This window comes from Immundisolibacter cernigliae (assembly GCF_001697225.1).
GTDB classification, from domain to species: Bacteria; Pseudomonadota; Gammaproteobacteria; order Immundisolibacterales; family Immundisolibacteraceae; genus Immundisolibacter; species Immundisolibacter cernigliae.
The window spans coordinates 2129721-2143448 of record NZ_CP014671.1; the positions used below are offsets into that span (position 1 = coordinate 2129721).

At 68.6% G+C, this 13728-nt stretch carries 13 protein-coding genes; all 13 read right to left on the reverse strand.

All coding sequences use genetic code 11. The features are described from left to right. Positions 1-26: 26 nt before the first annotated feature. A complete protein-coding gene (rpmG, locus tag PG2T_RS10105; RefSeq protein ID WP_068804818.1) occupies positions 27-182 on the reverse strand; it encodes a 50S ribosomal protein L33 in 156 nt (51 codons plus the stop codon). 15 nt (positions 183-197) lie between these two features. After that, a complete protein-coding gene (gene rpmB, locus PG2T_RS10110) occupies positions 198-434 on the reverse strand; it encodes a 50S ribosomal protein L28 (protein WP_068804821.1) in 237 nt (78 codons plus the stop codon). Between the two features lie 114 nt (positions 435-548). After that, positions 549-2186 carry an NAD+ synthase gene (locus tag PG2T_RS10115; protein WP_068804824.1) on the reverse strand — a complete coding sequence of 546 codons (1638 nt, stop codon included), beginning with the start codon at positions 2184-2186 and terminating at the stop codon, positions 549-551. 118 nt (positions 2187-2304) lie between these two features. Further along, on the reverse strand, positions 2305-3078 hold the full coding sequence (locus PG2T_RS10120; protein ID WP_068804827.1) for an SDR family NAD(P)-dependent oxidoreductase: 774 nt from the start codon (positions 3076-3078) through the stop codon (positions 2305-2307). A gap of 169 nt (positions 3079-3247) precedes the next feature. After that, the gene (locus PG2T_RS16865) at positions 3248-4240 is read right to left on the reverse strand and encodes an OmpA family protein (protein WP_068804830.1); all 993 of its coding nucleotides are present in this window, start codon (positions 4238-4240) and stop codon (positions 3248-3250) included. A 405-nt stretch (positions 4241-4645) separates the two neighbouring features. Continuing rightward, entirely contained in the window at positions 4646-4828 is a 183-nt protein-coding gene (locus PG2T_RS10130; RefSeq protein WP_068804833.1) for a hypothetical protein, read from the reverse strand. A 212-nt stretch (positions 4829-5040) separates the two neighbouring features. Next, on the reverse strand, positions 5041-6072 hold the full coding sequence (locus PG2T_RS16870; RefSeq protein WP_145931065.1) for an OmpA family protein: 1032 nt from the start codon (positions 6070-6072) through the stop codon (positions 5041-5043). 39 nt (positions 6073-6111) lie between these two features. Then, positions 6112-6846, reverse strand: coding sequence for a lysophospholipid acyltransferase family protein (locus tag PG2T_RS10140; RefSeq protein WP_068804839.1), 735 nt, complete (start codon positions 6844-6846; stop codon positions 6112-6114). Further along, positions 6840-7409 carry a D-glycero-beta-D-manno-heptose 1,7-bisphosphate 7-phosphatase gene (gene gmhB, locus PG2T_RS10145; RefSeq protein WP_068804841.1) on the reverse strand — a complete coding sequence of 190 codons (570 nt, stop codon included), beginning with the start codon at positions 7407-7409 and terminating at the stop codon, positions 6840-6842. Before gmhB ends, PG2T_RS10140 begins: the two co-directional genes overlap by 7 nt. Then, positions 7406-9469 carry a glycine--tRNA ligase subunit beta gene (gene glyS / locus PG2T_RS10150; RefSeq protein WP_068804844.1) on the reverse strand — a complete coding sequence of 688 codons (2064 nt, stop codon included), beginning with the start codon at positions 9467-9469 and terminating at the stop codon, positions 7406-7408. The genes gmhB and glyS overlap by 4 nt, the downstream gene beginning before the upstream one ends. Then, positions 9469-10332 (reverse strand): glycine--tRNA ligase subunit alpha, encoded by an 864-nt coding sequence (gene glyQ, locus PG2T_RS10155; RefSeq protein ID WP_068804847.1) that lies wholly within the window; start codon positions 10330-10332, stop codon positions 9469-9471. The genes glyS and glyQ overlap by 1 nt, the downstream gene beginning before the upstream one ends. A gap of 130 nt (positions 10333-10462) precedes the next feature. Further along, entirely contained in the window at positions 10463-11284 is an 822-nt protein-coding gene (locus PG2T_RS10160; RefSeq protein ID WP_068804850.1) for a universal stress protein, read from the reverse strand. Then, a complete protein-coding gene (locus PG2T_RS10165) occupies positions 11271-13679 on the reverse strand; it encodes a Lon protease family protein (protein WP_068804853.1) in 2409 nt (802 codons plus the stop codon). Before PG2T_RS10165 ends, PG2T_RS10160 begins: the two co-directional genes overlap by 14 nt. Between the last annotated feature and the right edge of the window lie 49 nt (positions 13680-13728).

A 13728-nucleotide genomic window follows, 5' to 3' on the forward strand; every position in this document is an offset into this window, starting at 1 on the left:
CGCGCGGCGCGTCCGGCCGCGCCGGCTCACTTGATCTTGGCTTCCTTGTACGCCACGTAGGCGCGCGCCTTCGGATCGAACTTGCGCAGCTCGATCTTGTCGGGCGTGTTGCGCTTGTTTTTCATGGTCGTATAGAAATGCCCGGTGCCGGCGGTGGACACCAGCTTGATCTTCTCGCGCATGGTTCTGGTCTCGGTTTAGGGTTTCAGGCCGCGGCTGCGCATCTCGGCCAGCACGGCCTCGATGCCTTTCTTGTCGATGGTGCGCATGGCCCGGCAGGACAGCCGCAGCGTGACGTAACGCTTCTCGGCCGCCACCCAGAAGCGGTGGCTCTGCAGGTTGGGCAGAAAGCGCCGACGCGTGCGGTTGTTGGCGTGGGAGACGTTGTTACCGGACATCGGCCCCCGGCCGGTGACCTCGCAAACCCTGGACATGGAACTCTCCAAAAGACCGTTCCGGCAAGACCGCCGGCTGGAAATGGCCGGCTTTTATACCAGAAGCCGCCCGGGCTTGGTAGTTTGGGCGCCCGTCGCCCGGTCCGCCTGGCGTCAGTCGCCGCGCGGTTCCTTGAAACCCGAGGTGATCGGGTAACGGCGATCGCGGCCAAACGCGCGCTGGCTGATGCGCACGCCGGGAGCCGCCTGGCGGCGCTTGTACTCGTTGCGGGTGACCATGCCGATCACCTCGCGGATGGTTTTCAGACTCGCGCCGGTGGCGCGCGCGATGTCCTCGGCCGAACGGTCCTGCTCCACGTACAGCTCAAGAATCGCGTCCAGCACCTCGTACGGCGGCAGGCTGTCCTGATCGGTCTGGTCGGGGCGCAACTCGGCGCTCGGTGCGCGCGTGAGAACCCGTTCTGGGATGACCTGCGACAGGCCGTTGCGGTAGCGGGACAGCGTGTAGACCAGCAGTTTGGGCACGTCCTTGATCACCGCAAAGCCGCCGGCCATGTCTCCGTAAAGCGTGGCGTAACCAACTGCCATTTCGGTCTTGTTGCCGGTGGTCAACACCAGCTTGCCGGACTTGTTCGACAGCGCCATCAACAGCACGCCGCGCACGCGCGCCTGGATGTTTTCTTCCGTCGTGTCGCGAGGTTTGCCGGCGAACTCTTCGGCCAGTGCCTTCTCGACGCTGGCGGCCATGTCCGCAATGGGAATGACGCTGTAGCGCACGCCCAGCGCCTCGGCCTCGGCGCGGGCGTCTTCCAGGCTCATGTCGGCCGTGTAGGGCGATGGCATCATCACGGCGTGGACGCGCTCGGCGCCCAGCGCGTCGGCCGCCACGGCAACGGTAAGCGCCGAATCGACACCGCCGGACAGGCCGACGATGGCGCCCGCGAAGCGATTCTTGCCGATGTAGTCGCGCACGCCAGTGACCAGCGCCTGATACACACTGGCGACAGAATCGATCTGCGCCACCTCGCCCGGCACCGGCTCCAGTCCGTTTCGGCCGTGACGAAAACGCGCCAGGTACAGGCCTTCCTCGAAGGCCGGTGCGCGCTGGCTGATGCGGCCCTGGGCGTCCATGACCAGCGAGCCGCCGTCGAAGACCAGCTCGTCCTGGCCGCCGACCATGTTCACGTACACCACCGGCACCGGACTGGCGGACACCCGCTCGCGGATGACGGCCTCGCGCTCGGCCTGCTTGTCGACGTGAAACGGTGAGGCGTTGATGTTGACGATCAGCTGCGCCCCGGCCCGCACCGACTGCGCCATCGGCGCCGGACCCCAGATGTCCTCGCACACGGTCAGGCCAACCTGCACGCCGGCCAGTTCGAACACCGCCGGCCGGCTGCCGGAGCGGAAATAGCGCTTCTCGTCGAACACGCTGTAGTTGGGCAGCAGATGCTTGTGGTACAGCGCCAGGGTCTCGCCGTCGCGCAGCACGGCCGCGGCGTTGTAAAGCTCGCCCTTGGACAGGTGCGGGAAGCCGACCAGCACGGCGATGCCGCCCACCGCGCGGCGGATGCGTTCGAGGCCCGCCTCGCAGCGCTCGATGAACTCCGGACGCATCAGCAGGTCTTCCGGCGGATAACCGGTGAGCGCCAGTTCCGGGAACACCACCAGATCCGCCCCGTGTTCGCGCCGGGCCGTGGCGGACAGTTCGATGATCTTGTCGACGTTGCCGGTGATGTCCCCGACCAGACAGTTCATCTGGGCGAGGGCGAGGGTCAGTTCGCGGGGCATGGTTCGGAGTCGGTTGCCATGGCGGCTGTGCGCAGGCGGCGAAATGTAACACCGCCGCGCCGCGCAGGCTGGCCAGCGCGACTGGCGACCAGCCTGGCGCCTCCGATCAGGTCAAGCTTCAGATGAAGGTCAGGCCGCCGTCCACCTGCAGGCTCTGGCCGGTGATGAAGCCGGCATCGTCCGAGCACAGGAACATGACGCCATGGGCCAGGTCGTCGGTGCCGGTCAGGCGCTTGATGGACTGCATCTGCGTCATGCGCTCGAACACCTCGTTGGGCACCGAGGGGCGCTCGATCTCGGTCTTGGTAACGCCCGGCCAGAAGGTGTTCACGGTGATGTTCCAGCTGCCCAGCTCGCGCGCCATGGAGCGGGTCATGCCGACCATGGCCGATTTGGAGGTGATGTAGTGCAGGTAGTTCTCGCGGCCCATGATCATGGTTGCCGACGAGATGTTGATGATCCGCCCGAAGCGGCGCTCCTGCATGTTGGGCACCACCGCCCGCGCGCACAGGAACGAGCCGGTGATGTTGACGTCCATGGCGCGTCGCCACTCGTCGACCGGCAGCTCCCAGAACGGCGCCATGGTGATGCGCGAGAACACGGCAGCGTTGTTGATCAGGCAGTCGATGCGGCCGAAGGCACCCAGCGCGGCCCGCGCCATGGCCAGCGTGGATGCCTCGTCGGCGACGTCGGTCTGCACGAACAGTGCCCGACCGCCCTCGGCCTTGACCTCGGCCTCGACCCGGCGGCCCGCCTCGGCATTGAATTCGGCGATCACCGGAATCGCGCCCTGGGCCGCGAAATGGTGCGCATAGGCACGGCCGATGCCCTGGCCGGCGCCGGTGATGATGACCACGCGGTCCTTCAGGCCGGCGTAGGTGTTGCTGGTCATGGTGGCTTCTCCTCGTCGTTGATTTCGTTGTCTGGCGACCGCGCTGCGCGGCAGGCCGATGGTAGTACGCACGAGCGCCGTGAGCACCCCGGAAAGCACAAAACCCGCGGCAAGCCGCGGGTTTTGTGGGAAGAAACGCAGGGCCGGGAGACCACCCGGCCCAAGAGACTCAACGCATCTCGGTGATGCGCAGCTCGACGCGGCGGTTCTCGGCCCGGCCCGCTTCGGTGCTGTTGTCGGCCACCGGCTGGCTTTCGCCGTACCCGACCGCGGTCATGCGGCTGGCGTCCACGCCCTTCTCGACCAGATACGCGCTCACGCTGCCGGCACGGCGCTGGGACAGGCTCTGGTTGTAGGCATCCGAACCCACCGCGTCAGTGTGGCCCGCGACTTCGAAGGTTGCATTCGGGTGATGCTGGACGATGGCCATCGCGTCACCGTCCAGAATCGCCTGAGCCTCGCCCGACAGCGTGTCGCAATCAAAGCAGAAATTGACGCCCTTGAGCACCACGGTCTCGGTAACCGGCGCCGGCGCAGGCGGCGGGGTCGGCTCGGCCATGGTGACCACCGGCCGCGGTTCCGGGGCCGACTGCGGACGCGCCCCGATAGGGATGGTGACGCCGGCCATCAGGATCCAGTCGTTGTAGGTGCTGTTGCCGCCGGGAATGTTGATGTCGGCGAAATCCCAGCGGTGACGCGCCTCGACGCGCAGCTTGGCGCCGTCGTCGTCGACGTCGTGCATGAAGCCCAAACCGGCCTCGGCCACCGGAGCGGTGTCCTTCTTGACACCGCTCAGGTCAGACTGCAGCACACCGGCACTGAGCACCGCGAACGGCGCAAAGGCGGGGGAGCGGTTGAAAAAGAACAGTCCGTCGATGGAGGCTCCATACTGGTTCCAGCTGCCGCCGGCGCCGTCCAGATCCGCATTCTGACCCTTCAGGTTCAGCTCCAGATTCAGCCAGTCGTTGATGGCTTTGCCGACCCCGATAAACCCACCGGGGGCATTTTCCACCTCGACGGGGGAAACGTCGCGATCGCTATCGAGAATCGAGTAGCTCAGGCCCAAATTGAGGTAAACGCGTTCGTCCAAGGTTTCCGCCAGCACGCCGCTGCTGAGCGCCGCAAGGCCGGCCGCGACGAGCAGTTGCTTTTTGTTGGTCATGAGAGTCTCCCGAGGTTACTGAAAAAACCGGATATGGCGCATAGGAGCCACGTATCACCGTTGAGCAAGTCTACCCGACTCTTCCCAAGATAGCTGTGCGGTACAACACATCAGCAGGTCGATTGCGCAAGATCAATCACCGGTCGTTTTGCCGGATCGATATCTGCCGAGCCGAGGACGTCGATCCAACGCCCGGCATCGCCGCCCAGCCGCAGGTTCACGACCCGTCATGGCAGTGGCCACCGACGACTGTCGCAGACCACCACTACACGAACATTGCAGGCGTCCGGGCCCAGGGCTTTGGCATGACCCATCCGCCGCGAAGGGCGCGTTTGGCGCTTGTCGATCGGCGCCCGGACATCAGGGTCACGCTCGCTCGTCGGCTGATCCGGCAAGTGTGCGCCGCTAACCATATTGCCGGTTGTGGCCTGTTCGCGCCGCCTCCATACCGCCGGCGATCGTGCTCTCGATCCAGCTTTCGGCAGCGTTCAGCACCGCGGCAGGATCTGCCCCCGTCGTTGAAATGGCCGGCCCGATCGCCACCGTGATCGTGCCAGGATGCTTCAGGAACTGCCGCTTGCCCCACATGCGTCAGCCAGGCCAATAGACCTTACGCTCTTGCGAATTGCCGTCCGGGGAGCACGCCGCGGTCGCTTCCGGCCAGCGCGGGGTTGACGATAGCCGGTGGCGGGCCAGGCATGGCAACCTGTCACGAGCTTCGCCCGGAAAGCACAAAACCCGCGGTTTGCCGCGGGTTTTGTGGGATCGGACGACCGGGTGGAGCCACCCGGGCTACAGGCCTAGCGCGCCTCGGTGATGCGTAGCTCAACGCGCCGGTTCTCGGCCCGACCCGCGGCGGTGCTGTTGTCGGCCACCGGCTGGCTTTCGCCATAACCGACCGCGGTCACGCGACTGGCGTCCACACCCTTCTGGACCAGATACGCGCTCACGTTACTGGCGCGGCGCTGGGACAGACTCTGGTTGTAGGTGTCGGAACCCACAGCGTCGGTATGGCCGGCAACTTCGAAGGTTGCGTTCGGGTGATGCTGGACGATGGCCATGGCATCGCCATCCAGAATCGCCTGCGCTTCACCGGACAGCGTGTCGCAGTCAAAGCAGAAGTTGACGCCCTTCAGAACCACCGTTTCGGTGACCGGCGGCGGTGCCGGCGGCGGGGTCGGTTCCGGTTCGGCCATTGCCACCGGCGCGGGCGCGGGTGCCTCGGCACGCTTGCCCAGGGGGATGGTCACGCCGACCATCATCACCCAGTCGTTATGGTTCTCTTTGCCACCGGGAGCATTTAGATTAGTGAAATCCCAGCGATGCCGCACTTCGGCACGCAGCGTGTCACCGTCGTCATTGATGGTGCGCATGAAACCCAGACCGGCCTCCGCGATTCCGCCGTCGTGGTTGTCGGCCGGCGTATCCGACTGCATCCAGCCGCCACCGACGACCGCGTACGGGCTGAACTTGGGATTGCGATTGAAGAAAACCAAGCCGTCCAGGGTAGCGCCCCACTGGTCCCAGTCGCCATTCCCGCTTCCCAGATCCAGGCGGTTGCCTTTGGCGTTGAGCTCCACGTTGAGCCACTCGTTGATCGTTTTCCCGACGCCCAGAAACGCGGCCGGGCCACCGTCAACGTCCCAACCGGTGCCGGGCAGCTCCCGATCATTGCCGGGAGCCACGTAGCCGATGCCCGCGGACAGGTACCAGCGGTCGTCAAGTTCGCTGGCCGACGCGCCGGCGCTGCAGGCAGCCAGACCGGCGGCAAACAGGAGTGATTTTTTTGAGTTCATCGAAGATACCTTTTGGGTTGAAGGTGCCGCGAACACGGGTCAGCCGTGTCGAAGGCAGAGTTTTTAAGGGCGTTCTCAGTCAGCGTGTCCACCCCGTGCGGCCGGCAGTATGCGGGTTTGCGCGTTTTCGATCCACTCCTGGGCTTTGTTTAGCACCTCGGCTGGGTCTTGTCCGGCCGTGGCAATCGGCGTTCCCACGGCGACCGTGATGGTGCCCGGATGCTTCAAAAAACGCCGTTTGCCCCACAACTCACCCGCGTTGTGCGCCACCGGCAGCACCGGCACGCCGGCCTGAACCGCCAGCAGCGCGCCGCCCGGCCGATAGCGCCCGCGCTGGCCCGGATTCATGCGCGTGCCCTCCGGAAAGATCACTACCCACAGGCCGTCATCCAGTCGTTGTTTCCCCTGTTTGAGCATCTGCTCCATGGCGCGCCGCCCGGCGCCGCGGTCGATGGCAATCGGCCGCCCCATGGCCAGGCCCCAGCCGAAAAACGGCACCCACAGCAGCTCGCGCTTCATCACCCACACCAGCGGCGGGAACAGTTCTTGGAACACCAGCGTCTCCCAGGTCGACTGGTGCTTGGACAGCACCACGACCGGGCCGCTGGGCAGGTTCTCGCGCCCGATGACCCGGTAGCGCACACCGCAGGTCAGCTCCAGCCAGCGCAGATTGACGATGGCCCAGCTGCGGGTGAATGCGTAGCGGCGGGCAAACGGCAACGCCGCCACCAGCGGCACCAGCGCGCCCCAGGCGATGACCGTGACCAGCATGCCGGCCGAGAACAGCAGCGAACGCAGGAAGGTCAGCATGGCCAGTGCCCATCCAGCAGCCAGTCAGTGGCGGCCGCCAAGTCCGCAAAACCCGGCACGCCAACGCTTCGCGCAAGTTCGGTCGCCCGCTCGCCGACCACCAACGCGGCGACGCCCGCGGCGCGGGCCGCCTCCAGATCGCGCGCGGCGTCGCCGATCATGAGCGCGTCGCCGGGCGCAAAGCCGTATTCGGCCATCAGCCGCAGTAACAGGCCCGCTGCCGGTTTGCGGCAGGCGCAGCCCTCCTCGGGCCGGTGCGGGCAGTAGGCAATGGCGGCCAGTTGTCCGCCGGCGGCTTCGATTGCGGCGCGCATCCTGGCGTGGATGGCGTCCAGCGTCGCGACATCGAAATAACCGCGGCCGATGCCCGACTGGTTGGTGGCGACCGTCAGCCCGAAGCCGGCGCGATGCAGGCGCGCCAGGGCCGCGAGCGCGCCATCGATGGGCCGCCAGTCATCCGGGCTGCGGATATAGTCGGCGCTGTCGTGATTGATCACGCCGTCGCGGTCCAGGATCAGCCAGCGCCGCGCGCCGCCGGGCGCGGAGGCAACGCCACCGCTCACCCCTGCAGGCGCGACAGGTCGGCCACGGCCAGGAACAGCCGGTGCAGCCGCGCCAGCAGCGCCAGGCGGCTGCGCCGCACGGCGGCATCGTCGGCCATCACCATGACGGCATCGAAAAATGCATCCACCGGTCCGCGCAGCGTGGCCAGCTGCCGGCACAGCGCGACGTAATCGCCCTGTTCCACCAGCGCCGTGGCGCTTTGCTCGGCGGCGGTGAGGGCGTCCAGCAGCGCCGTTTCGGCGGGCTGCTCGAACAGCGCCGGATCGACACTGGCGCCCGAAGCCTCATCGCCGGCCTTGGCCAGGATGTTGGCGATGCGCTTGTTGGCGGCGATCAGGCTGCTGGCCTCCGGCAGGCTTCGAAAGCCCGCCACCGCCCGCAGGCGCCGGTCCAGATCCAGCAGCCGGCCCGGCCGCAGGCTCAGCACGGCCTCCAGTTCGTCTGCCCTGAAGCCCTGCGCCTCGTAGTAAGCCGGCAGGCGATCGAGGATGAACCCGAACACCTGCGCCGGCAGGTCCGGTTTGCCGAACGGCTCGGCGGCGGCATCCAGCAGCGCCGGCAGGTCCAGCGGCAGTTGCGCCTCGATCAGCATGCGCGCCACCGCCAGCGCCGCCCGGCGCAGGCCGAAGGGGTCGCGGTCGCCGCCCGGCGTGCCGGCCACCCCGACGATGCCGGCCAGCGTGTCCAGGCGATCGGCCAGCGCCAGCGCCAGACCTTCGGGCGAGGCGGGCAGATCGTCGCCCGCATGGCGCGGCAGGTAGTGCTCGCGAATCGCCGTGCACACGGCGGCCGGTTCGTCGTCGTGGCCCGCGTAGTAGGCGCCCATGTCGCCCTGCAACTCCGGGAACTCGCCGACCATCAGCGTCAGCAGATCCGCCTTGGCCAGGCGCGCGGCGCGCACCGTGTGCCCGGCATCGGCGCCGATTTCGCCGGCGAGCAGCCCCGCCAGGCGCTCCACGCGCAGGGTCTTGTCGGCCAGCGTGCCCAGGCGCTGCTCGTAGACCACGCCGGCCAGACCCGGGCTGCGCTCGATCAGTGGCTGGCGGCGGTCGGAGTCCCAGAAATAGCGCGCATCGGCCAGGCGCGCGCGCAGCACCCGCTCGTTGCCGGCACGTACTCGCTGCGGCTCGGGGCTGTCGATGTTGGCAACGGTGATGAAATGCGCCAGCAGGCAGCCGTTTGCATCCAGCACGTGAAAGTACTTCTGGTGATCGCGCATGGCGGCGATCAGCACCGGTGCCGGCACCTGCAGAAAGTCCGGGTCGAAGCCGCCGGCCACCGCCACCGGCCATTCCACCAGCGCGGTGACTTCATCGAGCAGCGCCTCGTCGAGCACCGCCCGGCCGCCGAGCGCGGCGGCGGCCGCGCCGACACAATGCGCCACCTGCTCGCGGCGGGCGGCGAAGTCGGCGATCACGCGCGCCGCTTCGAGCCGCGCTTCGTAATGGTCGGCATGATCGACGACCAGCGGCTGCGGATGATGAAAACGGTGGCCGTGGCTGAGGTTGCCGGCCGCAAGACCAAAACGTTCGAAGCCGATCACCTGCGCGCCGTGCAGCGCCAGCAGCCAGTGCACCGGGCGCACGAACTCGCCGTGCTCGCCGCTGCCCCAGCGCATGCGCCGGTCGATCGGCAGTGCTTTCAACGCCGCGTCGAACACGCGCGGCAGGGCCGTGGCCAGCGCCTCGCCGGGCTGGGTGTGACGATGCACCAGCCAGGCGCCCTTGTCGGTTTCCAGCGTCGTCAGCGCGCCCACCTCGACGCCGCAGGACTGCGCGAAGCCGAGCAGGGCGCGCGTCGGCTGGCCGGCGGCGTCGAAGGCCGCCTTCAGCGCCGGCCCGCGGCGCTCCACCTCGCGCGCCAGCGCCTGATCGCGCACGCCGGCCACGCGCACGGCGAGGCGCCGCGGACTGGCGAACACCTGGTACTGCGCGCCAAGGTCGGCGAGCCCGGCCTCAGCCAGGCCGCCGAGCAGGTGCTCGCCAAACGCCAGCGACAGCGCCTGCAGGGACCGTGGGGGCAGCTCCTCGGTGCCGATTTCGATCAGCAGAGCGGCCATCAGGCGGCCTCCCCGGCGGGCGCGGCGTAGGCCTCGGCCACCGCCCGAGCCAGCGTGCGCACGCGCAGGATGTAGCGGGCGCGCTCGGTGACGCCGATGGCGCGGCGCGCGTCCAGCAGATTGAAACTGTGCGAGGCCTTGAGCACCTGTTCATAGGCCGGCAGCGGCAGGCCGGCCTCGACCAGCGCCAGGCAGGTGCGCTCGGCGGCGTCAAAGCCGGCCAGCAGCGCGTCCACCGGCGCGTGCTCGAAGTTGTAGTGCGACTGCTCGACCTCGTTTCGGTGGTACACATCGCGGTAGGTGATGCGCCCCTGCGGGCCGTCGACCCAGATCAGGTCATACACGCTGTCCACGCCCTGCAGGTACATGGCAATGCGTTCCAGGCCATAGGTGATCTCGGCCGTCACCGGCCGGCACTCGATGCCGCCCACCTGCTGGAAATAGGTGAACTGCGTCACCTCCATGCCGTTGAGCCACACTTCCCAGCCCAGGCCCCAGGCGCCCAGCGTGGGTGATTCCCAGTTGTCCTCGACGAAGCGGATGTCGTTCACCAGCGGGTCAACGCCCAGCTCCCGCAGCGAGTCCAGATAAAGCTCCTGGATGTCCGGCGGCGAGGGCTTGATGACCACCTGGAACTGAAAGTAGTGCTGCAGGCGGTTGGGGTTGTCGCCATAGCGGCCGTCGGTCGGCCGGCGCGACGGCTGCACATAGGCGGCCGCCCACGGCTGCGGGCCGAGTGCGCGCAGGAACGTGGCCGGGTGAAAGGTGCCGGCACCGACTTCCATGTCGAGCGGCTGCATCAGCGCGCAGCCCTGGCGTGCCCAGTAGCTCTGCAGGCGAAGGATCAGATCCTGGAAGGTCACCGGCGGTCTCGGGTGGCGGAATCGCGCGAACCGCTTATGGGCGGCCCTCAAAAGGGCGCGATTATAGCCGTCGGTGTTGGCGCCGCTGCGAGGGCGGCAAGGTGCTGCGGGCCTCGCGGGCCCGGCGCAGTCAGCGCACCAGCAGCACCGGCCAGCCGCCATCGGCGACCAGGCGTTCGACCTGAGCCGGGTCTGCGAAGCGGCTGTCGGCGGCCAGGATCAGGCCCTGCGCGCGCTGAGCACGCAGGATGGCGACCAGCGCCGGCAGTTCGGCAAGCTCCGGCAAGGCCATGCGGTGCAGCTGCGCTGCGCCGGGCGTGCCGGCCAGCGCGGCCCGGCCGAAGGCTTCCAGCGACGGCGCCACCAGCAGCAGCGGCGCCGCCGGCGTCGTTGCCAATGCGCTTGCCAGCGCCAATACGGCCGATGCACCGCCGGGCGTATCGACCAGGGCCACCCAGCGCTCGCCGGGGCGCCGCTGCGGCGGCACCAGCAGCAGGGAGGAATCGGTCGCGACCAGCGCCGCCCGCGCCACGGACCCGAGCCGGCCCGCCGCACGGGCGCCGCTGCCAAGCCCTGTCAGGCGCGCGTTGCGGGCTGCCTCGGACATCACCTGCGCTGCCCGGCCGCGCACCACGTCGAAGCTCCAGGCGATCCGGCGGGCCTGGGCGGCGCGCGTCAGGGCATTGCGGGCATCGCTCGCCAGGGCGCGCCAGTGGCGCTGCAGATCGTCGGTGGTGAACGGCGACGCCTGCCCGGATCCGGCGCGCACTTCGCGCACGAACGGCAGGCCGGCGGCGTGCAACAGGTCTTCTTCTTCCACGTACAGCCCGGCCAGGCGGGTGCGCAGCGCTGCCGCCAGGTCGGCCGCCAGCTCCAGCGCCAGCAGGCTGGCGGCCGAGGCATCGACCGCCACCACGATGCGTTCCTGCGCGGCTTGGTCAGATGTCGCCATTGCCGTTGCCCTCGCCGCCGTGCGCCAGCGCGGCGCGGATGCGCGCGTACTCGGCCAGGCGGTCGGACACCAGGCCGTTGATGCTGCCTTCCGGATAAACGCCTTCGGCGTCGGCGACGCCGGCCGGCAGGCCGGTCAGCAGCTCGATGCCCTCGTCCACCGTGCGCACGGCGTAGACGTTGAACTGGCCGGCGGCCACGGCGTCGCGCACGTCGGCGCGCAGCATCAGGTGCTGCACGTTGGAGGCCGGGATCAGCACGCCCTGGTTGCCGGTCAGGCCGCGCGCCCGGCAGATGTCGAAAAAGCCCTCGATCTTCTCGTTGACGCCGCCGATGGCCTGCACCTGGCCGAACTGGTTCACGGAACCGGTCACCGCCAGGGATTGGCGGATCGGCGCCTCGGCCAGCGCCGACAGCAGCGTGTACAGCTCGGCGCAGGAGGCGCTGTCGCCGTCCACGCCGCTGTAGGACTGCTCGAACACCAGGCTGGCCGACAGGGACAGCGCCTCGCCGGTGGCGTAACGGGCGGCCAGGAAGCTCGACAGGATCAGCACGCCCTTGGAGTGCAGCGGGCCGCCCAGTTCCACCTCGCGCTCGATGTCCAGCACGCGTCCCTGGCCGGGCCGCACGCGGGCAGTGATGCGGCTTGGCCGGCCGAACATGACCCCGCCCAGGCCCAGCACCGCCAGGCCGTTGATCTGCCCGACCCGCTCGCCGGATGTGTCGATCAGCAGCGTGTCGCGCAGGATGGCCTCCTGCACCCGCTCGCGCACGCGCCCGCTGCGTTGCTCCGCCGCGTCGATGGCCTGCTGCACGTGGCTTGGCAGCACCAGCGCCGCGCCGGCCTGGCGGGCGAAATAGTCGGCTTGCGTCAGCAGGTCGCCCAGGTAGTTCAGGCGCACATCGACCCGCTGCGCGTCACCGATGCTGCGCGAGGCATGCTCGATGACCCGTGCCACCGCGGAACTGGCAAACGGCAGCAGACCCTGCCGGTTCGCCAGCGTGGCCAGCAGGCGCGCCAGATCGGCGACGGTGTCCGGACTGCGGCGCAGGTCGTCCTCGAAATCCGCCGCCACCTTGAACAGCTCGGCGAACTCGGGGTCGTATTCGGCCAGCAGGTAGTACAGCCGGCGATCGCCGATCAGCAGCACGGTCACGTCCAGCGGAATCGGCTCCGGGTCCAGCGATACCGTGGTCAGGAGGCCGATCGCCCGCTCCAGCGGCTCGATGCGCAGCTCCTTGGCGCGCAGCGCACGCTTCATGGCATCCCAGGCATAGGGCTGGCTCAGCAGGCGCAGGGCGTCGAGCAGCAGGTAGCCGCCGTTCGCCTCGTGCAGCGCGCCCGGCTTGATCAGCGTGAAGTCCGTGGACAGCGTGCCAAAGCGGGCCTGGTGATCCAGCCGCCCGACCAGGTTCGGGTAGTTCGGCAGGTCGGCATACACCACCGGCGCGCCGCGCCCGGCCGGGTGCTGAATGAGGAGGTTCACCTCGTAGCGGGTGAAGCTCGGCTCGGGCGCGAACGGCAACCGCGGCGCGGCGTCTTCGCGCGCGGCGGTGAAATCGCCGACGTTGTCGACCACGTCGCGGCAGGCGGCGTCGAGGTATTCGGCCACGCCCGGTGTGCCCTCGAAGGCGGTCTTCAGTTCCGCGAAGGCCGGCTGCACCACGCTCAGTGCCACGTCGTGGTCGAGCTCGCGGATGCGTCGGCGGGCTTCCTTCTGCCACTGCGGCAGGCGCCGCAGCCGCTCGCCCAGTTCCTGTTCGAGCTGCTCGATGTCGGCCTCGATGCGCTTGCGGGTTTCTTCCGGCAGTTTGTGGAAGGCGGCCGGCGACATGACCTCGCCGTTCACCAAGGGCGCGAAAGCGAAGCCGCCGGGCGTCGTGATCAGCGCGATCTCCCGGGTGCGGGCACGCTCGCGGATCTCGTCGATGGCCTGCTCGTGGCGGTCCTTGAATTCCTGCTCGACCACCCGCCGCCGGGCCTGGTATTCGTCACTCTCGAAGGCGCTGGGCAGCGTGCTGTGCAGCTCCTGGACCAGTTGCGCCATGGTCTCGCAAAAGCCCTTGCCCTGGCCGGGTGCGAAGCGCAGCGCGCGCGGCCGGTGCGGCTGCTCGAAGTTGTGCACGTAGCACCAGTCGGCCGGGGTGGCCTGGCTGGCCGCGCGCTGCTCGAGGAAACGGCGCACCACGCCGTGCCGGCCGGCGCCGGGCGTGCCCAGGATGAACAGGTTGTATCCGTCGCGGCGGATGCCGGTACCGAAGGCCAGCGCCGCCAGCGCCCGTTCCTGGCCGACCACGTCGACCGGCTCCACCACTTCGGAGGTGCTCTGGTAGGGAATCAGCTCCGGCGCGCAGGGCGCATAAAGCTGTGCGGCTTTCAGTGGCTCGATCGCCATTGATGGCTCCCCCTGCTCATGGTTCACCCGACCCGGGCTGGCCGGGAGG